At 68.2% G+C, this 21791-nt stretch carries 19 protein-coding genes and 2 pseudogenes; 7 read left to right on the forward strand and 14 right to left on the reverse strand.

All coding sequences use genetic code 11. The features are described 5' to 3' along the window. Positions 1-228 precede the first annotated feature (228 nt). The 3 genes from HNQ79_RS30020 to HNQ79_RS30030 all read right to left on the reverse strand — a co-directional run bounded on the left by HNQ79_RS30020 (position 229) and on the right by HNQ79_RS30030 (position 2226). On the reverse strand, positions 229-495 hold the full coding sequence (locus HNQ79_RS30020) for a hypothetical protein (RefSeq protein WP_185036183.1): 267 nt from the start codon (positions 493-495) through the stop codon (positions 229-231). A gap of 63 nt (positions 496-558) precedes the next feature. After that, complete coding sequence (locus HNQ79_RS33320; protein WP_221508303.1) at positions 559-981, reverse strand: hypothetical protein; 423 nt, start codon at positions 979-981, stop codon at positions 559-561. Between the two features lie 408 nt (positions 982-1389). After that, the gene (locus HNQ79_RS30030) at positions 1390-2226 is read right to left on the reverse strand and encodes a MerR family transcriptional regulator (protein WP_311772320.1); all 837 of its coding nucleotides are present in this window, start codon (positions 2224-2226) and stop codon (positions 1390-1392) included. A gap of 84 nt (positions 2227-2310) precedes the next feature. Between HNQ79_RS30030 and HNQ79_RS30035 the strand changes: the two genes are divergently transcribed. Then, positions 2311-2964 carry a hypothetical protein gene (locus HNQ79_RS30035; RefSeq protein ID WP_185036146.1) on the forward strand — a complete coding sequence of 218 codons (654 nt, stop codon included), beginning with the start codon at positions 2311-2313 and terminating at the stop codon, positions 2962-2964. A gap of 278 nt (positions 2965-3242) precedes the next feature. On the opposite strand, the gene HNQ79_RS30040 is transcribed toward HNQ79_RS30035, so the two are convergent. Next, a complete protein-coding gene (locus HNQ79_RS30040) occupies positions 3243-4853 on the reverse strand; it encodes an MFS transporter (RefSeq protein ID WP_185036147.1) in 1611 nt (536 codons plus the stop codon). A 135-nt stretch (positions 4854-4988) separates the two neighbouring features. Then, positions 4989-5996, reverse strand: a complete 1008-nt coding sequence (locus HNQ79_RS30045; RefSeq protein WP_185036148.1) for an NAD(P)/FAD-dependent oxidoreductase — start codon at positions 5994-5996, stop codon at positions 4989-4991. 92 nt (positions 5997-6088) lie between these two features. On the opposite strand from HNQ79_RS30045, the gene HNQ79_RS30050 reads away from it, so the two are divergent. From HNQ79_RS30050 to HNQ79_RS30065, 4 genes are all read left to right on the forward strand, one after another. Beyond that, positions 6089-6703, forward strand: coding sequence for an XRE family transcriptional regulator (locus tag HNQ79_RS30050; protein WP_185036149.1), 615 nt, complete (start codon positions 6089-6091; stop codon positions 6701-6703). Positions 6704-6819: 116 nt separating this feature from the next. Beyond that, positions 6820-7710, forward strand: a complete 891-nt coding sequence (locus HNQ79_RS30055) for a methyltransferase (protein ID WP_185036150.1) — start codon at positions 6820-6822, stop codon at positions 7708-7710. A gap of 104 nt (positions 7711-7814) precedes the next feature. After that, on the forward strand, positions 7815-8879 hold the full coding sequence (locus HNQ79_RS30060; RefSeq protein ID WP_308437374.1) for a sensor histidine kinase: 1065 nt from the start codon (positions 7815-7817) through the stop codon (positions 8877-8879). Beyond that, on the forward strand, positions 8858-9151 hold the full coding sequence (locus tag HNQ79_RS30065; RefSeq protein WP_185036178.1) for an EF-hand domain-containing protein: 294 nt from the start codon (positions 8858-8860) through the stop codon (positions 9149-9151). Before HNQ79_RS30060 ends, HNQ79_RS30065 begins: the two co-directional genes overlap by 22 nt. 339 nt (positions 9152-9490) lie before the next feature. Here HNQ79_RS30065 and HNQ79_RS30070 read toward each other — a convergent pair whose 3' ends face one another. Continuing rightward, positions 9491-9934: an RICIN domain-containing protein gene (locus HNQ79_RS30070; RefSeq protein WP_185036152.1), complete on the reverse strand. Its 444-nt coding sequence runs from the start codon at positions 9932-9934 to the stop codon at positions 9491-9493. Positions 9935-10454: 520 nt separating this feature from the next. Further along, on the reverse strand, positions 10455-11507 hold the full coding sequence (locus tag HNQ79_RS30075; RefSeq protein WP_185036153.1) for a C40 family peptidase: 1053 nt from the start codon (positions 11505-11507) through the stop codon (positions 10455-10457). A 709-nt stretch (positions 11508-12216) separates the two neighbouring features. Between HNQ79_RS30075 and HNQ79_RS30080 the strand changes: the two genes are divergently transcribed. Both HNQ79_RS30080 and HNQ79_RS30085 read left to right on the forward strand, forming a co-directional pair. Next, the gene (locus HNQ79_RS30080; RefSeq protein ID WP_185036154.1) at positions 12217-13320 is read left to right on the forward strand and encodes a polyprenyl synthetase family protein; all 1104 of its coding nucleotides are present in this window, start codon (positions 12217-12219) and stop codon (positions 13318-13320) included. A 466-nt stretch (positions 13321-13786) separates the two neighbouring features. Further along, on the forward strand, positions 13787-15022 hold the full coding sequence (locus tag HNQ79_RS30085; protein ID WP_185036155.1) for a metal-dependent hydrolase family protein: 1236 nt from the start codon (positions 13787-13789) through the stop codon (positions 15020-15022). Positions 15023-15103: 81 nt separating this feature from the next. Here HNQ79_RS30085 and HNQ79_RS30090 read toward each other — a convergent pair. The 7 genes and pseudogenes from HNQ79_RS30090 to HNQ79_RS30120 all read right to left on the reverse strand — a co-directional run. Further along, positions 15104-16231: pseudogene (locus HNQ79_RS30090) on the reverse strand (IS110 family RNA-guided transposase). Between the two features lie 283 nt (positions 16232-16514). After that, the gene (locus tag HNQ79_RS30095) at positions 16515-17660 is read right to left on the reverse strand and encodes a histidine decarboxylase (RefSeq protein ID WP_185036156.1); all 1146 of its coding nucleotides are present in this window, start codon (positions 17658-17660) and stop codon (positions 16515-16517) included. Positions 17661-17962: 302 nt separating this feature from the next. Then, positions 17963-18139 carry a hypothetical protein gene (locus tag HNQ79_RS30100; RefSeq protein WP_185036157.1) on the reverse strand — a complete coding sequence of 59 codons (177 nt, stop codon included), beginning with the start codon at positions 18137-18139 and terminating at the stop codon, positions 17963-17965. Between the two features lie 1318 nt (positions 18140-19457). After that, positions 19458-19625 carry a hypothetical protein gene (locus tag HNQ79_RS30105; protein ID WP_185036158.1) on the reverse strand — a complete coding sequence of 56 codons (168 nt, stop codon included), beginning with the start codon at positions 19623-19625 and terminating at the stop codon, positions 19458-19460. Between the two features lie 32 nt (positions 19626-19657). Then, positions 19658-20014 carry a PRC-barrel domain-containing protein gene (locus tag HNQ79_RS30110; RefSeq protein ID WP_185036159.1) on the reverse strand — a complete coding sequence of 119 codons (357 nt, stop codon included), beginning with the start codon at positions 20012-20014 and terminating at the stop codon, positions 19658-19660. Between the two features lie 206 nt (positions 20015-20220). Beyond that, positions 20221-21099: an ISL3 family transposase gene (locus HNQ79_RS30115; RefSeq protein ID WP_311772322.1), complete on the reverse strand. Its 879-nt coding sequence runs from the start codon at positions 21097-21099 to the stop codon at positions 20221-20223. 161 nt (positions 21100-21260) lie between these two features. After that, a pseudogene (locus tag HNQ79_RS30120) lies at positions 21261-21380 on the reverse strand (ATP-binding protein); the annotation flags it as partial. Between the last annotated feature and the right edge of the window lie 411 nt (positions 21381-21791).

The raw sequence follows: 21791 nt of genomic DNA on the forward strand, positions 1-21791 counted from the left end.
CGCCGTTCCACCTTGGGCAACAGGGGCTCGATCACCGCCCACAACTCGTCATCAACATCCCACGGCTTCGGCCGAGCCACCCCACACCCCCGGATCAACGTTCCTGGAGTGATCCAACCACCTTGAAGATCATTTCGTTAGGAGTTCTTAGAGTGCGGGACGTGCGTAGTTGCCCGTTTCGGGGTGGGGCTCGAGTGAGGGCTGCTGGTCACCGGGACGGGATAAGGCTCAGGTGCCGGGCTGGGCGAACAGGCCGGGTTCGGGCTCGGTGAGGACACCGCGGGTGACCAGGCGTTTCAGTTTGGACCAGATTCCTTCGGTGTTCTTCGGGAGAGTCGGCAGATCGCGGGCCCCGCACAGGTCGCGGGCCCGCATCGGGTCGCCGCAGCGCTGGAGGAGGGGCGCTGTCTGCTCCGGCCGGATGGATTGGACGACACGTACGACTGGCCGGTGCACGCTCGCAGGCAGGCAGTCGGTCTGCCTGCGAGCGTGCACGTCGTCAGCTGGCCGACGGCGCACCGGCCACGGCATGGTCAGACTGGAACGTCGTCAGTCATGTCACCAGCGGGAGATGCCCATCACGCGCGCCGCGTTGTGGATGGCCGTCCAGTGAGCTTCCGACATGCCCGACTTCTTGATCGCAACGTTACGGTCCCTTTGGCGGAACTCGTCCCGCGAGCAGGACAGGAGTCGGGTGCCGTACCAGACCGGTACGCTAGAAATCCCGTGGACGAGGTGAGACTTGGACGCGTTGTAGCTGCCGGCGCGTTCCAGGATTTTCCGGGCCTGGTTGTACTTCCCGGCGGAGATCGTAGACGGGTTCGCCGCCACGCGGGGTGCGGGTGCGGCGGCGGGCCTGGGAATGCCGTAACAAGCCGGCTCCGGGCCCCCGGTGGGGGCGGCGACAGCTGAGGGGGCGGTTACTGCGAGGGCTACGGCCGCTAATGCAGCGGCCAGTGTGGTGCGGAGAGCATTTTTCATGGCTGTGAGTCCTCACACTGAAGGGATGGTGCTACGAGTTCGCGATGACGGACCGCTGGCTACCCGTTCGCGATCATTGAGACGCCTGGCTTCGCGGAACGGCTTACGTCTCAATCACGCTGCCTGGAAGCCTCGTTGATCGTCTGTCCTGCCGGTCCCGACGTGCCGCGTGCGCCGCCTTCTGTTCATGGAACCGGTCGAGCGCACCAGACGGCGCTGGCCTTGCGCCTCTGCTCCCGGCTCGCAGGCGCCGAGCAACGTCGGGGGCACGACGGGGGCGACGGCTGCGGCCCGCAGCCGTCGGGGTGTACGCATGGATCTCCTGGTCTTCGATCTCGCATGGGGTCAGCCGGTCACGCTGACTGCCTCGATTGGAAACCATGCCCTTGGGGCATGGTCAAGCGGCGTTCATTCCCCGGCTGCGTCGTCCTGCGAAAGCAGTTCGTGCACGCGTCGCAGGACGTCGAGCTGAGCCTCGTTGTAGAACTCGACCAGCGCCTGCACGACAACCGACTGAGTGATCGCCCCTTTCCGGCGGGAGGAGGCTTCCAGGTCACCCAGGAATGGGTGGTCCTTCTGCTGGTTGCGCGCTTCCGGCGCGAGGCGCACAGCGAGCTGCCGCCGCACGTCATCGGGCGCGTCCGCGGGGAGGGACTCAAACCGTGCACCGACGTCGCTGCGAGGTGCCGAGAGCTGCTCCTTGAGAGCGGACATCGCCGCGGGGGTGATGAAGCTGGAGTACGCCAGCAGGAGGGAGCGCTGCGACTCCGGCAGATCGTCGGCGAGCGCGTTGAAGTCCGCGGGCAAGTCGATCGAGGCCCGGTTGTCCAGAATAGCCGCCAATTCCCGTCGCATCCGCTTCTGGCGTTCGATACTCGCCGCGAGTTCCGCGTCCAGAGCCCGCAGGATCAGGCCCCGGTTCTCGTCGGCGACCTCGACCGAGGGGATGTCCGACAGATGCACGCCGAGGTCGACCAGCCTGCGGATGCGCAGCAGGCGGACCAGGTGCTTGACGCCGTACCGCTTGTAGCCGTTGGCCGCTCGTTCCGGCTCGCCCAGCAGGCCGATCTCGTGATAGTGCCGGACGGTTTTCAGTGTCGTGCCGGCGAGTTCGGCCAGCTGACTGGTACTCCACGCCTCCGCCACCGGCAGGCCCTTTCCTCGGGTGATGGTTCCTTGCCAGACGCACTTGACCATGCCCTCGGGGCACGGAGTGTGATGGGTGGTGACCCGGCCGCGAGACACAAATACGTTGTTCACCACCGGGCAGCGCCCGTCACAGGATCGCACCTGCGGCAGTTGGGCCGAGCGAGAAACGGGAGCGGAAGCATGATCAAAGAGTGGAGGCGGCGTCGGGCCCTGCAGCGGGTCGAACCCGGAGACGGACGAGCACTGATCCGTTTCCGCTGGTGGCAGTTGCCTATCCGCGCGCTGTTCCCCCTTCGGCTGATGAAGGACGACGGCAGGTCCACCGCCTACGCCGTTGACGTCAGGCACTGGTCGAACTACGCGTCCGACAACCTCAAGGCCCACCTCTACCGCGACGGGCGGCAGTACGCCATGTCCAAACTTCCCGCCGCCTTCCCCGTTCCGGGCGGCACCGTCGAGGTGAGGATGAGCACCTTCGGGCTCAAGCGCTGCCACTACATCACCGCCGAGGGGACCGAATACCAGCTCGTCCCGGACCCCCACTCCGCTGAGGGACGCCGTGCGCGCCTCGAACGCGAGCACCCCGCGCTGAGCCGCACGATCGGTCTCCTCTCACTGGGCGTGCTCCTCGCCGCTCTGGCCCTCCTCATCCCACAGATCGCCGAACAACTCACCAAGGCCGAGGGCATCGCCCACTACACCGGGACCTTCACCTCGCCCATCGACCTGCCGTGGTCGGGCAACACCGCGCTCGGCCTCGCCACCGCGACAGCCAGCACCGAGCGAGCTCTGCGGCTGCGCTACAGCTGGCTGCTCGACGGCGGAGCAGGATGAACGTGCGTCTTCGCCCCAGCCGATGGGAGGCTCGAGAAGCGTCGGTTAGAGACGTCGGGTGACAATGCCGCTGGGCTATTCCGCACGGCCCGTGCGGAGCGCGCGGCCGACGACGTACAGAGCGCTGTACGGGCAAACACTCCAGCGCTTCCGGGTGTTCGCCGCCGGGGTTCAACCCCATCGACGGCGGCCGCGGTCGATGACCCGACGCGGTGTGCCCGACAGCCGGCTGCCGTGCGGGCGGTGTCGTGCTCCGTCCGCACGGAGTTCCTGCGAGGTCAGCGAGCGGCGACGTTGTCCGCGACTCCGGTCTGGGGGGCTGCCGCGGCGTCGGCCTGGAGGGGTGCGGTGTTCTTCGGGCCGCGCAGGGCGACGTAGACGACCAGGGCGGCCATGACGGCGGTGCCGACCCACATGGACTGCTGCCAGCCGTCGACGAATGACTGCTGCGCGGCGCGGATCAGGTCCTGGGCGTGGCTGCCGGTGGTGGGCGCGACCTCGATGGCGTTGGCGATGCCTTCGCGTGCGGTGTCTGCTGCGTCTGTGGGGACGCGGTCGAGCTTGCCGTCGATGGCGCTGCGGTAGCCGCTGGCCAGGATCGCGCCGAGCATCGCGATACCGAGGGCGGTGCCGAACTCACGGGTGACGTCGTTGAGCGCGGAGGCAACGCCTTGCTTGGAGCGGGGCAGGGAGCTGGTGATGGCCTCGGTGGAGGGCGTCATCGACAGACCCATGCCGATACCCATGACGATCATGCCGGCCAGGATGGACAGGTAACCGCCGTCGACGGAGACGAACAGCGCCATCAGTGCCAGGCCGAGCGCGGCCAGGCCGACACCGAAGGTCATGGTGGAGCGGGCGCCGATCCTGGCGGCCATCTTCGGGGCAATGCCCGAGCCCGTCATCATTATGACGGCCATCGGCATCAGCGCCACGGTGGACAGTAGCCCCGACATGCCGAGCACAGCCTGGAAGAACGGGAAGAGGACGACGGCGATACCGGCCTGGACGCCGAAGACGACCAGCAGGGTGATCGAGCCGCCAGCCAGGCCGCGCTCACGGAACAGGCGTACGTCCAACAGTGAGGCATCGCGGCGGTGCAGCTCCCAGGCCACGAAGGCGAGGGCGGCGACGACGCCGACGGCCAGGCTGACCAGGGTGATGGGGGCGGTCCAGCCGCGCTCGGGTCCTTCCTGCAGGACGAATATGAGACCGGTCACGGCGATGATGGAGAGCAGCGCGCCGATGGTGTCGAAGGAATGGGGTGAGCGTTCGCGGGAGTTGGGCACCGACTTCAGTGTCATCGCCAGCGCCACGGCCCCCAGAACCACGGGCAGCACGAACAGCCAGCGCCAGTTGGCGACGTCGACCAGCAGGGCGGAGAGGAACATGCCCAGGATGCCGCCGCCTCCGGCGACACCGGTCCACACACCGATCGCCTTGCCGCGTTCCTCCTCGGGGAAGGTGGAGGTGATGACGGCGAGCGTGATCGGCATGATCATCGCGGCGCCGACGCCGGCAGCCACACGGGTGGCGATCATTATCCCGGCCGATGGGGCGAAGCCCGCGAGGACGTTGGCGGCGGCGAAGATGATCAACCCCGCTATCAACATGGGCTTGCGGCCCAGGCGATCGCCGATGGCGCCGAGCGGCAGTAGTAGCGCGGCCAGGGCGAGGGTGTAGCTGTTGATCATCCACAGGACGGTGTTCTGGGAGGCGCCGAACTCGACGGCCAGGTGGGTCTGGGCGACGCTCAGCCCCGACACCGAGGCGATGACGGCCATCAGCGCGATCGAGACGGTGATCAGGATCGCGCGCAGCTGACGCGCGTCCGGCGTACCCCCGACGGTCGGCGTATCCGACGTCAGGGGAGGCTGATGGGTGCTCATGGGTTCCCTCCAAAAGGGCATGCTGAGTCAGCGCCGGGGCAGGGCCGGTCGCCGGGTTGGTGAGATGAAGGACTTGCTGACCGCCCAAGACGCTGGACGGCGGTCGCGCGAAAGTCCGGCAGCGGGGCTGACGTGTCAGCCGGTGGTCTTCTGCGTGGCGGCGAGCGCGGCGTCGGTGTCCGCGGCGGCCAGCAGGGCGTTGATGTGGGAGCCGGCCAGGGCTCCGGCCGCGGCGGAGGCGCCGACCTGGGCGGTGAGGTCGGTGGCGTTGCCGGCCACCCACACGCCCGGGACCTCGGTGGTGCCGGCCGTGGCGGAGGAGAAGCGGCGGCCCATGTCGTCGGGCAGGTCCTCCATGGGCAGCTTCAGCCCGTCCAGGCCCTCGGTACGCGCCTGCATCCGCGTGGCCACAGCCAGGACCCGCCGCCCGACAAAGGTGCCGTCCGTCAGACGGACGCCTGTGAGGGCGCCGTCGTTGTCGTTGACGACCTCCTCGACGTCGGTCTCGATGATGCGGATGTTGCGGGCGGCGAAGCGGGCGCGGGTCTCGGAGTCCAAGTCGGTGCCGCGGGTGAAGTAGATGAGGTCATCCGTCAGCTGGCGGAACAGCCAGGCGTGGTGGATGGAGGCGGGGGCGGTGGCGAGGATGCCGATGGGCTCGTCGCGCACCTCATAGCCGTGGCAGTAGGGGCAGTGCACCACGCTGTGGCCCCAGTGCTCGGCCAGGCCGGGCACCTCGGGCAGCACGTCGCGCAGTCCGGTGGCCACCAGGACCCGGCGCGCCGTCAGCGTGCGGCCGTCGGCCAGGGTGACGGTGAACCGCAGGTCACCGTCCGCCGAGGGGGCGGCGGGTTCGGCCGTGGCCACTTGGCCGTAGACGATCCGGCCGCCGTACTGGCGTACCTGCTCGCGTCCGCGCTTGAGGATCTCGGGTGGCGGGGTGCCGTCCAGGACGATGAAGCCGTGCATGGCAGCGGCGGGGGCGTTACGCGGAGTGCCGCTGTCGATCACGACGACCGAGCGGCGCGAGCGGGCCAGCATCAGCGCGCCGTTCAGGCCCGCGGCGCCGCCGCCGATCACCACCACGTCCACGGTCCCGGTGGGCAGTGCGTCGCTCTCGTAGTGGTTAGCCTGCGCAGACATGTCGCGCCCTTTCCTCGTACCTGGTCCCCCGTACTGGACCTTCTGTATTCGACGCTAAGCCCATGTTGCATCCAGGGCATACCATGTTGCTTATGACGCAAGAAGATGGGCAGCTGGACAGCCTCGTACGCAAACGAATCCGCGCACTGCGCGTCGCACAGGGCTGGTCCCTGGAGGAACTTGCCACCCGGGCCAATCTCAGCCAGTCCTCACTGAGCCGCATCGAGAACGGTCAGCGCCGCCTCGCCCTGGACCAGCTCGTCACCCTCGCCCGCGCCCTGGACACCACCTTGGACCAGCTCGTGGAGAACGCCGCCGACGACGTCATCATCAGCCCGATGATCGACGGCACCCACGGCCTGATGCGCTGGCCCATAAAGGGCGACCCCGGCATGAGCGTGATGCGCCAGCGGATGACCGACCCACCGCCCGACAACCCGGCCCGCATGCGCGCCCACCCCGGCCGCGAATGGCTCGTCGTACTGTCCGGCACCGCCGTCCTCATGCTCGGCCACCGGCGCTTTCGCATCGAGACCAACCAGGCCGCCGAGTTCCCCACCATGATGCCGCACGCCATCGGCGCCGAGGGCGGACCGTGCGAGATCATCGGCATCTTCGACCGCGACGCCCGCCGCGGCCACCAGAAGGACGCCGGCTCCGACGACTCCGAAGCCGACCGCACAAGCGCCCAGGCCCGCTGCGAATAGCGGGCCGCGGTCGAGGCGGTGGGCGATGTTGCGTCGCGAGCAGCAGGTCAAGCCACCTTGTTGCGCATTTCGCAAGTGATCGTGCTGGATGCGCATAGCAGGCTTACGGTGGAGCCATGACCCACACTCATCAGCACACCCACCACAGCAATAGTGATCACCACCCCGACAACGGACATGGCGGCCACCAAGAACCCAGCGATCGCGGTCAGGCGGAGATCCTCGATCTGGACGCCGAGGTGCTCGCCGAGCACACAGCATCCATCACTGCCTCGCTGCCGCTGACGAGCGAGCCGCGCCACATCGTGGACCTGGGCTGCGGCACCGGCGCGGGCACCTTCACGCTCCTCGAACGCTTCTCCGACGCGCACGTCACCGCCGTCGACACCTCGGCCAGCCATCTCCAGCTCCTGCGCGAGAAGGCGTACGCTCGCGGCATCCAGGAGCGCGTACGGACCGTACAAGCCGACCTCGACAACAACGACTGGCCCGAGCTCGGCCAGCCGGATCTGATGTGGGCCTCCGCTTCGATGCACCACATGGCCAACCCCGACCGTGCCCTGCGCAACGTCCGCGAGCTACTCGCCCCCGGCGGCCTGTTCGCCGTCGTCGAACTCGCCGGCGTCCCCCGTTTCCTGCCGGCCGGCGCCCCGGAGAGCCGGCCCGGCCTCGAAGAGCGCGCCCATGCCGCGACGAACCAATTCCACGCCGAGCACGTTCCACACCGCGGCGCCGACTGGGGGCCGATGCTGACAACCGCCGGCTTCACCGTCGAGGACGAACGCACCCTTACCGTCAACATCGAAGGTGCGCGCAGCGAAGCGATCGGCCGCTACGCCTACGGCATTCTGCAGCGCATCCGCAGCGTCGCCGCCCCCGCCCTCAGCCCCGAGGACCTCGCCGCACTCGACGAGCTCCTGGACACCAGCAGCCCGAACAGCCTTCTGCGCCGCGAGGACCTCGCCATACGCACCGAGCGCACCGTATGGGCCGCCCGCCGCACCTGACCCCCGCCTCCCCGGGGTCGGTGATCTTGGCGTTGGCGACGACCTTGACCTTGCCGTTGCTCAACTCAACGAAGCGCATGGCGCTGCGCAGGCGCCTCGGGGGCATGCCCTTCGAGGAGAAGGTCGACATCGGTTGCGAACTCGAGGTCTTCACCATCCGGTCCGCCCTTCTGCACGTCTTCGTTCCGCGAGCCGCCGCCGTCCTGGCGTTCCTGCTGGTGTTCGGTCTCGTGGGCGGGTGGCTCCTGGCCGGCCGCATGCTCGCTCCCCTGACCCGCATCGCGAACGCCACCAGCAGGGCCACGAGCGGTTCGCTCTCCCACCGGATCCGGCTGCCGGGACGCCGGGACGAATTCCGCGAACTCGCCGACGCCTTCGACGCGATGCTCGCGCGGCTCGAAGCGCACGTCGCCGAACAGCAGAGGTTCGCGGCCAACGCCTCGCACGAGCTGCGCACCCCTCTGGCCGTCTCGAAGACGCTGCTCGACGTGGCCCGCGCCGATCCGCACCACGACAGCGGCGCCCTCGTCGACCGCCTGCACGCGGTCAACACCCGGGCCATCGAACTGACCGAGGCGCTGCTCCTGCTCAGCCGGGCCGGCGGGCGGTCCTTCCACCGGGAACACGTCGACCTGTCCCTCCTCGCGGAAGAGGCCGCCGAAACGCTCCTTCCCCTCGCGGAGACCCACGGCGTCACCGTCGAGACCTGCGGCGACATCGCCGCCACGACGGGATCATCCGCCCTGCTGCTGCAACTGACCACGAACCTCGTGCAGAACGCGATCGTCCACAACCTGCCCGCCGAAGGCACCGTGCGGGTCAGCACCGGCGTCCGCGCCGACACGGTGGTGCTCACCGTGGAGAACACCGGCGAACAGCTCTCCCCGCAGCTCGTCCCGACCCTCACCGAACCCTTCCAGCGCGGCACCGAACGGCTCCAGGGCGACCGGGCGGGCGTCGGCCTGGGCCTGGCCATCGTCAAGAAGATCACCGAGGCCCACGACGGAACCCTCACGCTCGCCCCGCGTCCCGGCGGCGGACTGCACCGACCTGGCAGACCTGGCCCCTGGCGGAAAACTCCGCCAAGGGCCAGGCACTCCTCGCTGCCAACACGACGCCGTGGGGTTCGCTCCTTCCGCTCGGCGACATGGACGGCGACGGCGCCATGACCGTGGAGGAGTACGTGGCCGCCCGGACGCACCCCGACTTCCGCTCACCCGGCCGGCCGGGGAAGGGCGAGGTGTGCCGGACACTCTTCGAGCTCCTGGACGCCGACAATGACGGCACCCTCAGCGTCCAGGATTTCCTGCGGGCGGCGGACTTTATGTGCATGTCCGACCGCGACGCCAAGGCATACTTCGCCCAGCTCGATACCGACGGTGACGGACGGCTCGACGCCACAGAGTTCCAAAAGGCGGTCAAGCGCTTCTACAGCAGCTGATCCCTTCTGGCGCACACACCAGGAGCGGCGCGGATGACCGCCGTGCGGGCCTGCCCGGGCATGAGGACCGCACGGCCTCAGCCGGATTCGGGACCCCGGACATTCGTCGTTCCTACTCGTCGTCGTCGGTTCACCCACATCGGCACGTCCGACCGTCACACTCACGACGGGACCGTCGTGCCGTACGAGATAGGGAGCGTATTTGGTTGTGATCAAGGAGAGCTTCGTGACGGTTGTGGACGGTCGACCAAGAACTCCGCCGGCGCGTCACGCAAGACGGCTATCGGACCGGGCCGTGCCGCCAAGGCACATCCCACAGATTGATCACGCGGCTTGACTCTAGCCGAGGTTCCGGACCGTCCACCGCTGCGAAGTCCCACCCGTGCAAAACGACAGTTGCACCCGGTCGAGCGTGTTCCTGGCCAGGCACGTTTCCGTTGCCTTGTTGAGGATCATCGCACCCTCCGCGTACAGCTGCACGGACCAGTACGCCGCCTTATCACCGGCCAGGCACGGCTTCATCGCGAGCAGCCCGCTCCGTACCGTCAGACACAACCCCGTTGCCTTCTGCCGCAGGGCCGTGTAGTCGAGGGCATCGTCCCAATACCACGTCTGGTAGCCGCCGCCGTTGCAGTCGGTCAAATACACTCCGAAGCCCGGGTCCGACCGGTAGTCCAGACACTTATTCGTGCGTGGCACGCCCTCGAACGCCGACCTCGCCGCCGCCGCGGTCGCCGATGGCACGTTCAGCCCCGTCATCATCGCGGCAGCTGCAACGATCACGGCCAACCTCTTCCATGCCATGAGACCCCCCAGAATGCATGAGCTTGAGCGAGAGCATGACAGAGCATGACAGCGTTCGACAAGACGCCCGAAAGCTACCTCGCCGGCCTCCAGCTCCGTGCCTCAATGATCTGGATCGACGACCTACTCAAGGCCACCGAATGATCACGACATCACACAGCCTCAGGCCCTGGAGCACGACAGAAGGCGCCACCCTGAGCGGTGGGCGGCCACCACCACGGTGCGGGGCCAGCGGGTGCCGGCGCAGCACGGGGTGCAGGCGCGGGTGTACGTCGACATCCGGCAGCCGCCCCCGGGGCAGGACGGGCCTACGGCGTGACCTGGGTACCGGAACTGGTCGCCAGACTGGGGCCGTTGCGGTCCAGAAGAGGCTCGCCGGGAGGGTGGCGGGGTCGACTGTGCCTTTCGCGTTCCTGCACATAGGCCCGGTCGTAGGTGATTGCCCTCACCGGGAGCGGCTGTTCCCTCGTCGGCGTCGTGACTACGCCTGGCGGTCCTGTCAGGTGTCCTGGCCCCGGGTTTCTTGCTGTTCGGTGTCGGTGCCGGGGGCCTGGAAGACTGCTTTCCGCGCCCGGGCCCCGGGCAGTGGGATACCGGTCAGCTTGCCCGGCACCGTGCCGGCGGTTGCTTGGCGGAACCTTTCGGTCAGGGAGAGGGTGCGGAGGAGGTCGCCGGGGGTGACGAAGTCGGGCTGGGCTTCCATTGCCCTGATCTGGTCCAGGGTCTGTTCCGGCGGCAGGCCGCCCTCGTGCATCTGGCGGGTCCGGGCCCGGTGGGAGGCATTGCCGAAGGTGACCATCGAGCTCAGCAGTTCCTCGTCACTGGGATCATTGAGGGCCGATGGCGAGGGCGGGCGCAGTCCCGCTGGCAGCGTGCCGGAGGTGTCGACGGCCGTGGCGTAGGCGCGGAGAAGGGGCGCGAGTGCGCTCTCCGCGCTGGCGGGATCGAAAACCCCGGCAAGCCGCAACGGCACGCCGGGCAGGGCCGGGTGGGTGTGGGCCCACTGCAGGAGCGTCTGTCCGTCCGGCTGTCCGTTGTCGCCGATGGACAGGGCGTACGGCGATGGGGGGGGGCGCGCCTCGCGGTGGCAGCGGTAGACGAACTCTGAGCAGACCATTGGCTGCTGGCCGCGCTCGGCCATGGCGTTGACCGCGGCCGCCGCCTGGTCCAGGACCGTGCGCACCATTCTGCGCCCGCCCGGCGGCATGGGAGCCCGGCGGGTCACGCACAAGACCGCGAGCAGCAGGATCTGCTGATGGGCGTAGGAGGCCCCTCGTGTCAGATAACCGCGTGCCACGTCCAGGACCGGGGCCATGTCAGCCGGCGCCGTGGTCAAGGTGCGGCCGACGACCAAGTCGTGTTTGTCCTGGGCCTGCTCGAACGAGGCGGTACGCAGGCCCTGGCCGACGGCCTCGGCGATGGTGTCGCGGTCAAGGACGAGCAAGGCGTGGCTGACCTCGCTGCCGTCGAGGAGGCAGATCGCACGTGATATACACCCCGTACCTCGGGTCAGCAGGACATCGCCAGCCTTGAGCGAGTCTGGAAGGGGCATCGAGGTCCTTTGGTGGCAGGGAGACGTTGATTTCATGTGCTGTCCAGGGAACGGAGAAGCAGGCGGACCCTGCCTGCCTTTCCGTCAAACGGATGACGTCTCTCATTTCATTGTCCCCGCGGCCGGGTCGATTTTCGGCGTGGCTCCAGGTCACCTCCCGCGGCAGCAGACCCGTCACCTCGGTCTGCACAGCCGGGGCGGTGAAGCACCCCCCTGGTAGGGCCGGAGCACGGCGAGCTCTGCGCAGGCGAGAGCACCGGTCCAGACCGCAGACGTGCCAGCCCAGCCCTCCACTCTCGGGGTGACGGACAGGTCTGCGGTATCTGCCGGTGCGCGCTGCGGGCACTGGGGGAGCGAAAGTTCGCGCCCGGATGCGCCTGGTGCTCCTTGTGCGCCCCCTGGTCGACCGGTGGTGTTGTCGGCCGGGGGCAGGCGTATGGAAGTCCTGTTCTTACTGCGTTGATGAGGTCACGAAAGGCGCACGTGCGTCTGGTCGAGGTGCGGTACGCGGCGCAAGGAGTCCTTCACTCGTGTCCCTGTGCCGCTCGGTGACGCCTTGGGGGCTTCTGCCACCGCATCCGCCCGCCCCTGCTCCCTGCAGCGCAGCTCCCCCGGGGCCGCCCGTGCGAAGCGTCCGTTTCCTCTGGCGGTCCTGGCCCTGATCGGCGAAGCACCCCCGCCCGTCCCCTTCCAGCAACGAGGTTCCGCGATGACGCTCTCACCCCCCGCCCCCGCTCCGGTCCGGGCTTCTGCGGCCTTGGACCTGCAGCAGCTCAAAGCACAGGTCGAGGATGTCCTGTCCGCTTTCCTCCAGGGCAAGGCCCAGCGCGACGCCCACCACGCTGGCCTGCCCGACCTCACCCTGGCGCTGCAGGAGTTCCTGGCCGCCGGAGGCAAACGCATCCGCCCGGTCCTGGCCCTGGTCGGCTGGCACATCGCCGGAGCCACCGGCAGCTACCGGACCGCCCTGCACCTGGCGGCGTCACTGGAACTCTTCCACGCCTTCGCACTGATCCACGACGACGTCATGGACGCCTCCGACACCCGACGCGGCCGGCCCACCGTCCACCGGGCCTTCGCCCAGCAGCACGGCGGCCCCCCTCAGGCTGCCGACCAGTACGGCCAGAGCGCCGCCATCCTCACCGGCGACCTGGCACTGATCTGGTCCGACGAGCTCCTGCACCACGGCCACCCCACCCCCGCACAACTGGCCGCCCTGCTGCCCCTGCTGGAGGAGATGCGCACCGAAATCACCCTGGGCCAGTACCTCGACCTCGCCCACACCGGCCCCCACACCGAGACCGACCTCGACTGCGCCCTGCGGATCATCCGCTACAAGACAGCGAAGTACACCATCGAACGCCCCCTGCACCTCGGGGCGGCCCTGGCCGGCGCCGACCGGCACCTCCTGCACACCCTGTCCGCCTACGCCATACCGGTCGGCGAGGCCTTCCAACTGCGCGACGATCTCCTGGGCGTCTTCGGCACCCCCGACACCACCGGCAAACCCGCCCTGGACGACCTGCGCGAAGGCAAAGCCACCCCCCTCATCGCCCTCACCCTCAAGCGAGGCAGTCCCGGCCAGCGCGAACAGTTACGTTCCCTGCTGGGCTGCCCGACCCTGACCGAAGACCAGGCACAGACCGCCCGGCACATCATCACCGCCACAGACGCCCCCCACACCGTCGAAGACATGATCAACCACCGCTACCACCAAGCACTCACCGCCCTGGAAGAAACCATCCACCTTGACACCGCAGGCGCAAACGCACTGCGCCTCCTCGCCCACCAAGCCGTGACGCGGTCCGCCTGAACACCCCGCAGAGTCACCACCGTCGCTGGGCTCTCCTCGCCCGCCCGCGGCCGGTGCGCGGGAGTGGACCGGGCCGTAGGATGTCGAGGCCGCACTGACGGAGTCGTCGTGGGCTCGAAGAACTCCTCGAACTTGATCCGGATGGTCGAGGTCTTCCTCGTCGCCGACGCGCCGGCCGCGCAGTGGTGGACTTCGCCGACGAGATCGACGAGGCCTGGCTCGAAGGCGTCACCATCTGGGCACCCCCCCGCCTGGCGGGCCGCACCCTTGCGCAACTCAAGACACGTCTCAGCCTCAGCCGTAGAGGGCACAGAGCCACGCCCCACGCCCCGGCGAGGAGATCGCAACCGCCGCCCGCACCACGTCGGCACAACTGAGCAAGTTCAGATCCGGGCCCTGTGCAGGACCGCGCTTTCTCAGAGATCTACGCAGGCCCTTGCCTCCGTTACCAGTCGAGGAGATGGACATGGAAGCACACCAGAACGAGTTGCTGGTCCGGTCCTCCCGGCTCTGGGACGGCAGGACCGCCGAACCAGTGGCCCGGATCGACGTACGCCTGCGTGGTGCGCAGGTCGTGGAGATGGGGGCCAACTTGACGCCCTCGCCAGGCGCTAGGACGGTGGACCTGCCCGGACACACGTTGCTTCCCGGGCTGATCGACTGCCACGTCCACGTGGTCGACGAAGCTCTGGACACCGAGCCGGTTGCCTATCAGGCTCTCAGCGCGCTGCCCGCGCTGCACACCTTGCTGATGCACGGCTTCACGACGGTCCGCGACCTCGGCGGCGCAGATCAGCCGGTGAACATTTCACTGAAACGTGCGGTCGAGCAGGGGCACATTGTCGGGCCGCGCATGGTGGTCGCGCCCAACATGCTCTCCGGCACCGGCGGGCACGGTGACAAAACTCCCGGTCTTGCCGGACGCTACGGCCTGGCGGTGGGGAGTCTCGCCGATGGCACCGCGGCTGTTCTCCGGGCGGTACGGGAGCAGGTGCGCTACGGCGCTGACTGGATCAAGGTCGCCGTCGGAGGCGGCTTCACTTCGCCCAGCGACCGCCTAGTCGATGTCGGTTACACCCAGGAGGAATTGGACGTGATGGTTCGGGCCGCTGCCGACCGCGGCTTGGACGTGGCCGCGCATGCTTTCGGCGACGAGGCCGTCCGGCGCGCGGTCCGCGCGGGGGTGCGCAGCATCGAGCACGGCTGCCTCGCCTCTGCGGACACCCTGGAGCTGCTCGCCAAGGCTGGCGCCTACCTGGTGCCCACGCAGTACGCCCAGCGGTATTTCCTGGACCAGATGGAGGACGAGGAATTCCGTCAGGGTCAGCCGGAAGGGGTGCGAGCGTCCTACGGCGCCCACGCCTCCGCCCTGCAGTCCGGCTTCGCGCTGCCGGCGAACTCCGGGGTGACGGTGGCCTTCGGCACGGACGCGGGATTGTTCCCGCACTCCGAGAACTGGCGGGAGTTTCCCACGCTGGTGGCCAATGGGTTCTCACCCCGCCAGGCGCTGGCCGCCGCCACCGAACATGCGGCTGACCTGCTGCAGCGTCCCGACCTAGGGCATATCGCCCCGGGTGCGGCGAGCGACGTCATCGCTGTCCCCGGCGACCCGTTCGATGACATTTCCGTCGTCGGAGGCGTCTCCTTCGTCGTGCAGCAGGGCCGTATCGTGCGCCTGTCAGGGAGGGCGTACCGCACGTAGCGGCCGTCATGGGCTTCGGCGGGGGTGTCTCTATGTTCTTCGTCAAGGACGTGGTGCCGGGGATGAGGCTGTTTGGGATGGTCATGCGGCGAGGGTGATGGTGGGGAGCATGGCGAACAGGACGCTGATGCGTTGGCGGGCGAGGCGGAGGAGAGCCTGGGTGTGGGTTTTGCCGTGGGCTCTTTGCCGGTCGTAGTAGGTGCGTGAGGTCGGGTCGGCGTTCATGCAGGCGAAGGCGGAGAGGAACATCGCGCGTTTGAGCTGCCGGTTTCCGTCTCGGGGTGCGTGTTTGCCGTGGATCGAGGTCCCGGACGATTTCGTCGTCGGGGTGATGCCGGCGTAGGAGGCGAGGTGGGCGGCACTGGGAAAACTGGTGCCGTCGCCGACGGTGACCAGCAGGACGGCAGCGGTCCTGACGCCGACTCCCGGCATCGAGGTCAGGACCGGGTGAAGAGGGTGGGCCTCCAGCAGGGTGCTCATCTGCGCTTCCAAGGCCCGGCGCTGGTCGTGAACCGCTGCGAGGGAGGCGGCCAGGGACGGGATCACGATGTCGAGGGTCCCGGTTCCCGGCACCACGACGGTCTGTTCGTCGAGAGCGTCAAAGACCTCGTCGACCAGCCACCCGGCCATCCGCGGGGTTTCGGGCGGATGAGTTCGACGAGTCTGCGCCGGCCGGCTTTCTGCAGCGCGGCCGGGGACCCGTGGCGCTCGAGGAGCCAGGTGACGGCCGGGTGGTCCAGCCGCGGCCCGAGCACGCGCTCCAGCGACGGGTGGAACTGGGTGAGCAGCCGGTCAGCACCGTGAGCTCGGCGGTGATCTCGTCGGTCAGCTGAAGCGAACGCAGCGTGTGGGGCATCGTCCGGGCGGCGTCCGCGATCACCGCCGCGTCCTTCGCGTCGGTCTTCGCCTCACCCGGGTAGAGGTCGGCGATCCGTCGCATCGCGAGTCCGGGCAGGTAGGCGACCTCGCAGCCCGTATCCCGGGCGACGGTCAGCGGCAGGGCGCCGATCGAGCGGGCTGGTCGACGATCACCCGGACGGTGCCGAACTTGGCCTTGAGCTTGTCGAAGACGTCCCGCAGCTTGGGTTCGCTGTTGGGCATCGGCTTGTCGAAGACCTTCTTGCCGGCCGGCGTCAGCGCGTGACCGTGATGGGCCGTCTTGCCGACGTCCATCCCGAGGAAGACGCCCACGCCTTCGATGTCGAACATCACACCCTCTCCAGGTCGTTGACCACGCCGACCTCGCGGCAACGGCACCGTGCTCGCGCATCCACGTTATGCAGACCTGCTGCCCGCGAACTGCCCGGCATTGCGCCGGACCGGGCGGTGGCCGGGTCTCTCATCAGCGTCTCCGACGGCACCCCACGGACCCGGCGACACCACCCCCCAGGTCATGCCTTCGACAGAGGGGACACAGCCATACCGGGTCCGGAGGCCAGCGGCCCCATTGCAGGACCGCGAAAAAGGCAACGAGGACGTCGGGCTCCCGTTGTCAGGGGAGCTGCCCTGTTTCAGAAGCCAGATCGGCGCAAAGCCGGTCAATGAGCTCTTCGCTGACGTGCGGCATGGTCACCATATGGGCGCGTTTGTTCTGCCGGAAGAGGTGCCACCGGTCGCACAGCTCCTCTGAGGGGGCGTCGAAGAGCACGGTGTTGGTTCCCGCCAGATGGCTCGGGTTGCGGCCACACGCCTCCAGGCGTTGCGCAGCGTATTCCGCAACGCGCAGACACTCGTGAACCCTGTCCGTCAGTCCTTCGCGTCCGAGGCGTCGCAGCTCGTGCCAGAGCAGGAGAGGGGAGAGGGCGTCACGGGAGCCGCTGATGGTGTCGTCGTCCGCGCCGACCGCAGCCCCGGGTACGCGAATCTCCTCCACGTGAGTGGAGTTGGCCAGCACTATGCCGCAGGGGATGGGGCTGCCGATCATCTTGTGCCCGCTGATGGCGACGCTGTCGACCCCGTCAGCGAACGCCCATGGCACGGGCCGGGGAGCCAAGGCGGCCAGAAGTCCACCGAACGCGGCATCCGCGTGCAAATGAGTCCGTGCGATGCCGGCGGATGCCAGGGCGCGGCGTATGCCGGGGAGGTCGTCGATGGCCCCCGTCCCCGTACTGCCGACCGTCACGACCACGACGGCCGCGCCCCCCTTCTGACGGCAGACCGTTTCCAGCGCGTGAGGATCCATGGACCCGTGCTGGTTGGTGGCTACGGGGACGAAGTCCATGCGCAGCAGGCGGGCGATCTTCGGGACGGAGTAGTGGACATCCTCGGAGGCGTAGAGCACGGCGTCCGGGTGTCGTTCACGGCCGACGAAGACGCCAAAAAGGTTGCTGTCGGTGCCCCCGTTGGTCACGTAACCGAAGGTAGTGTCCGGGGGAGCCTTCGCCAGGTGTGCGAAGAAATCGACGACGGCACGTTCGAAGTGCTTCGTGTGGAGGCGGTATTCGCTGGTCCCGCACGGGCTGCCCGCGTTGTTGGCATGAACGGCCAGGAACGGTGCCAGGTGACGGTAGTCGAAGTCGAGGTTGACCGGCGCCCCCACTGACTGGAAACGCGCCTCATCCATCTGCGCCGCGATCTCCTCGAGAAGGGCACGGTCGGCTCGCAGACCGTCCGGGGAGCGGGGACGGTCCCCGATCACGAGTTCGTCGTCTATAGGCACACGCATGGTTGCTCCGTAAGGGGTCAGGGCCCGGGAGAGCCGGTGCCGATGCTGTCTGCTCACCTTCAGCGGCTTCGAGAACGGCGGGACACCGGAGCGCCCGGGCCATGCATCCAATGGGGACGGGCAGGAACGGGTATGCCGACGGGGCTGCGCCGGCACGGGCATCCGCCGGGCGTGCGGAGTGCTGTTGCGTGGCCCTTGGCAGCAGTTCCGGTGGGTTCGGCAGCGGACTTGCTGGATGGCCGCGGTCGGCTCGGATGGCAGTCGTTCCTGGTCTGTCAGCTGTTGTCTGTGCCGAAGGACGGATGGGCGAACAGGTGGTCGCGCACCTCGCTGATGGTGTGCTGCCCGTTGGGCAGCACGATGTTCACCAGGACGTACGAGGCGGCGCCGGCACTGAGGGCTTCCTGGAGATGGCTGAGACTGCCGCACCCTCCGGAGGCGATGACGGGCAAGCCCTGATGCTGTGGCGACGGTATGGATGAGATCCAGCTCGAAGCCCCGTCCGGCCCCTCGCCTGTCGACGCTGTCGGCACGGATCGGGCCGACGTGCAGCTCAGCCGGTTGCCCGGCGAGAGCTGGGGCGCTGACGGGTGTCGGAACGAATTCTGTGCGTCAGAGAAGATTACAAACACGAGAAAACTTCCCTTCCGCCATCATGGCGTCTGCCAGGAAGGTGTCCACCCCTTCCCCCGAAAAAATGACCCGACACGCCCAAATTCCGGCCACCATTCCGATCGCCTCATACTCCTCCCTCTTACCTGCCGCCCCACTGCCTGCGGGGTCCCTCGTCCGGCTTGCCTCCGCGCGGTGCGCCGTAAAGACCGGCCTTCAACGCGGCCACCAGGGCGCGTAGGCGAAACTCAGGGCGTGCAGCGGCGCGCGGTTCACCGCAGGCGGTCCTTTGCCGTGAGCGGCTGAGCAGCCACTGGGGCGCGTGGGGTGAATACTTCTTCCGTGCTTCCGCGTTCGTTCCGGCTGCTCGCGATGGGCACGGACACTGGGGAACTCGTAGTCCGCCTGAACCAAGATCACCGTGCTCTACGAAACTCGGGCAGCTCAGGGCGGTTTGCCGGTTGCGTGGGTTTTCTGGTCCAACAGCCACGCCCCCGGCCAATCCGTCTACTGCACAGGACCGCGAGGAGGTGTTCGGCTCTCCACCGGGCGAGGGCGGCCAGGGCGATTCCGGTACAGAGTGTTTTCCTTGTGCGCCTGTCTATGCGGTCCGCGGTGGGGGAGAAGTTTTGTTTGGCGACTTGGGCGACCTGGCAGCGTCGGGGAAGGCGGTGACCTGCCACAGTGCCCCGGGGAGTCATGCGGGGAAGGGGCCCGTGACGGCGGCGGTGACTCGGGTGTCGACCGGCACGAGCACTTGTCCGTGGTGCTACCACGCCTTGCCCAGGGTCGTCCACTCGCTGGCGCGGACACCAGCAGTTGGCTGGCCTCGGTCTGGAGTGGACGTCATGAGCAGTGTGTGACGCGTACGGGGAAACGCCTCCCGCATCGGCCGACACCAGCGCGAGGCTGTGACGGTGCGGTTCACTGTCTTCGAGGCACTTGCCACCGTCGGAGCCTCCCCGAGCAGGCGGACGAGCTCGTGCCGCAGTTGGAGGCCGGGGCGGTGCTCGGCGCGCGCACCTCGATCTTCGAGAGCAGTGCTCCGCACGGTCCGAGCAGAACTTCGAGGACGACGACCGTATTGCCCACGGCAGACTCTACCGCCGCTCTCCCGACCGGCGAAGAAAGGTGCTTACGACATGGAATGAACTCACCTCAGCGGGCGGGGCGTCGGCCGGTGCGGCGCCAGCGTAGCGCGGCGTACACCAAGGCGGCGACCAGGACGGCGATGCCGATGATCAAAAGGTAGAACAGTCCTTTGACCACGACGCCGATGATGCCCAGGACGAGGGCGACGAGAACCAGAAACAGGATCAGGGCCATGAGGGTGGGGCCTTCCGGCAGAAGGGATAGTTTCAGCGGCGGGCGAGTTTGCGCTCGCCCCCGGCGCCCGACTGGTAGGGCAAGCCGTAATGGAGGAAGATCGCCTCTTCGTCCTCGGCGGGCAGGACATCGTCGGTGCCCATGGACGGCGCGTCCTTCACCATTGCCTTGGCGTAGGCGACCTTGACGTAACCGGGGCCGACGATCGCCCCGGCCAAAGGGACGAAGGCCAGCCGGTGACGCGTGGGCAGACCGACCTGGACGGTGGCCACGGCCGGCTGGTCACTGCGGGTGTCGACATAAACCGCTTCCAGGATCCCGATCTTCCGCCCGTCGGGGTCCACCACGTCATGGTCGCGCCACTCACGGATATCCGCGCTCTTCATCAAGTCGGCCCTTCACTCTCAACTGCCCTCTGGCGGGCGGTGCTGCCCGGTCGTTTTCACTTACGAGTCCCTGCCACTGCCTCCCGCACAACCGTGCCGTGTCTGAACTGCGGCACAGCCGGCATCCGGGCCGGGCCATGGTCTCCTACCCCAGGCGGCAGCGGATACCGCGCTGCCCTCTCGGCCGGGGGTCGGTACCGTTTCGTTCGTCAGTCTGGGATCCGGCATCGAGCCGCGCACCCTCGGGTGAGAGTGTGCACGGTCTCGAACAGCCGTCGGGCGTGCCGGCCCGCGCGAGTCTCTGCCGGGTCCGGTGCTGCTGTTGGCGCCTCGGCGGGCGGTGGTTCGGGTTCGGGGAGGGCTGCGGGCAGGCAGCCGTGGTGGGCGGCAGCGATCTTCTGGACCTGCCGGGACAGTCCCTGCCAGAGGTGGAAACGGTCGCTGACCTGCAGTGCGTCGGGGGCGCCGGAGGTGATGCCCTGACGGTAGACGAGGGAGCCGTCGCGGCAGGCGACCTCGACGCCGGGATGCCGGCGCAGCCACCGGGCGAGCCGTTCGGCGTCCCGGCCCTCCCACAGGGTGAGCGGGAGGCCGGTGGTGGCATCGACCAGAAGCGTGCCGTAGGTGTCGCCGTAGAGCGCGAAGTCGTCCACCCCCAGCACCCGGGGCGTGACCAGCGGCGGCAGCGGCACCAGCATCAGCTGGTTGAGCACCGTGCAGCGGGAGAGCGCGATGTCGATGACGCGCAGCATCCGGGCACCTCCGCGGCCAGCCAGCAGGACACCGACCGCCTCGACAGCCTGCTGCAGCAGCGGCGTGCGCCGCTGGTAGCGGACGGTCAGACCCGGAACCTGCTCGGCGAACGTCCGCTTCAGGCAGGCCGGGTTCTCGCAGTACAGGCGGCGCACGCACAGATCGATCCGGACCGGACGGCCACCCACAGCGGCATCCGCGAGCTGCCGCTCGTAACGGCTGTGAACCCACGCACTCGGCATGTCGCACCCCGTACAGGCTGCGGGAGCGCGAGCTCTCGTCCGGGCACGGACTACCACTACCGCCGCGGAGATATCGACCGACACCACCAGCACCTCGTCAAGTGCGTTAACAGACAGGACAGTTCAACAGGCACACTCAGATCCTGCCCGCGATGCGGACCGGCCGACCCTCACCCCGAGATGATCTCCGGCTACGAAAATCTTGCCAGAGCCATGGAAATACAAAGGTGCGTACGGATGAACGTGCAGAGGAGTCAGGCGGCTTCGGTCTCGCGCTCGATGGCCTGGAGACGGTTCTTGGGCCGGTAGCTGGGGCCGTTGATCGGGACGACTCCGCAGTGGTGCAGGAGTCGGTCGAGGATCGCGGTGGCGAGGAACAACATCAACTGACCTACCGGGGGTCTCTTTTCACGCGTCGGGACTGGTCCATAATTCAGGCGTCGCCGACAATCCCCGACAGAGCCAGCGCCCCTCGCACGTACGCGGGGCCGCCGGTTCACCTCTCCCGGTGGCCCTGCCGTCCCGCGCAGTGCGAGGAGCATGCGGTGGAGTTGTGGAAGAGGGAGGCGTGGCCTCGGGTAAGAGTCTCGCGGCGGCTTTGAGGGCCTGGATCGTCTTCAAGGACGAGGCCGGGTTCGCGAATCGTGAACAAATTGCCACGGGATTTTGCTCACCGGAGTTGGCGGGACGAAGGGCGCGCGCTGTCTTCCCTTCGTTGTCGCTGCGCTGCCCGGGCCGCCTCCCTGCTACGAAGGCGGCCCGGCATGGGTTCATAGACCGCAGCC

This window comes from Streptomyces candidus, assembly GCF_014207445.1.
GTDB classification, from domain to species: domain Bacteria; phylum Actinomycetota; class Actinomycetes; order Streptomycetales; family Streptomycetaceae; genus Streptomyces; species Streptomyces candidus.

What these genes read in the sequence shown, in the direction of transcription:
- HNQ79_RS30045 (WP_185036148.1), bottom strand. Translation starts at nt 5,996, where the DNA reads ATGTCTGCGCAGGCTAACCACTACGAGAGCGACGCACTGCCCACCGGG.
- HNQ79_RS30040 (WP_185036147.1), bottom strand. Translation starts at nt 4,853, where the DNA reads ATGAGCACCCATCAGCCTCCCCTGACGTCGGATACGCCGACCGTCGGG.
- HNQ79_RS30065 (WP_185036178.1), top strand. Translation starts at nt 8,858, where the DNA reads ATGGACGGCGACGGCGCCATGACCGTGGAGGAGTACGTGGCCGCCCGG.
- HNQ79_RS30085 (WP_185036155.1), top strand. Translation starts at nt 13,787, where the DNA reads ATGGAAGCACACCAGAACGAGTTGCTGGTCCGGTCCTCCCGGCTCTGG.
- HNQ79_RS30080 (WP_185036154.1), top strand. Translation starts at nt 12,217, where the DNA reads ATGACGCTCTCACCCCCCGCCCCCGCTCCGGTCCGGGCTTCTGCGGCC.
- HNQ79_RS30075 (WP_185036153.1), bottom strand. Translation starts at nt 11,507, where the DNA reads ATGCCCCTTCCAGACTCGCTCAAGGCTGGCGATGTCCTGCTGACCCGA.
- HNQ79_RS30035 (WP_185036146.1), top strand. Translation starts at nt 2,311, where the DNA reads ATGATCAAAGAGTGGAGGCGGCGTCGGGCCCTGCAGCGGGTCGAACCC.
- HNQ79_RS33320 (WP_221508303.1), bottom strand. Translation starts at nt 981, where the DNA reads ATGAAAAATGCTCTCCGCACCACACTGGCCGCTGCATTAGCGGCCGTA.
- HNQ79_RS30050 (WP_185036149.1), top strand. Translation starts at nt 6,089, where the DNA reads ATGACGCAAGAAGATGGGCAGCTGGACAGCCTCGTACGCAAACGAATC.
- HNQ79_RS30055 (WP_185036150.1), top strand. Translation starts at nt 6,820, where the DNA reads ATGACCCACACTCATCAGCACACCCACCACAGCAATAGTGATCACCAC.
- HNQ79_RS30105 (WP_185036158.1), bottom strand. Translation starts at nt 19,625, where the DNA reads ATGGCCCTGATCCTGTTTCTGGTTCTCGTCGCCCTCGTCCTGGGCATC.
- HNQ79_RS30060 (WP_308437374.1), top strand. Translation starts at nt 7,815, where the DNA reads ATGCCCTTCGAGGAGAAGGTCGACATCGGTTGCGAACTCGAGGTCTTC.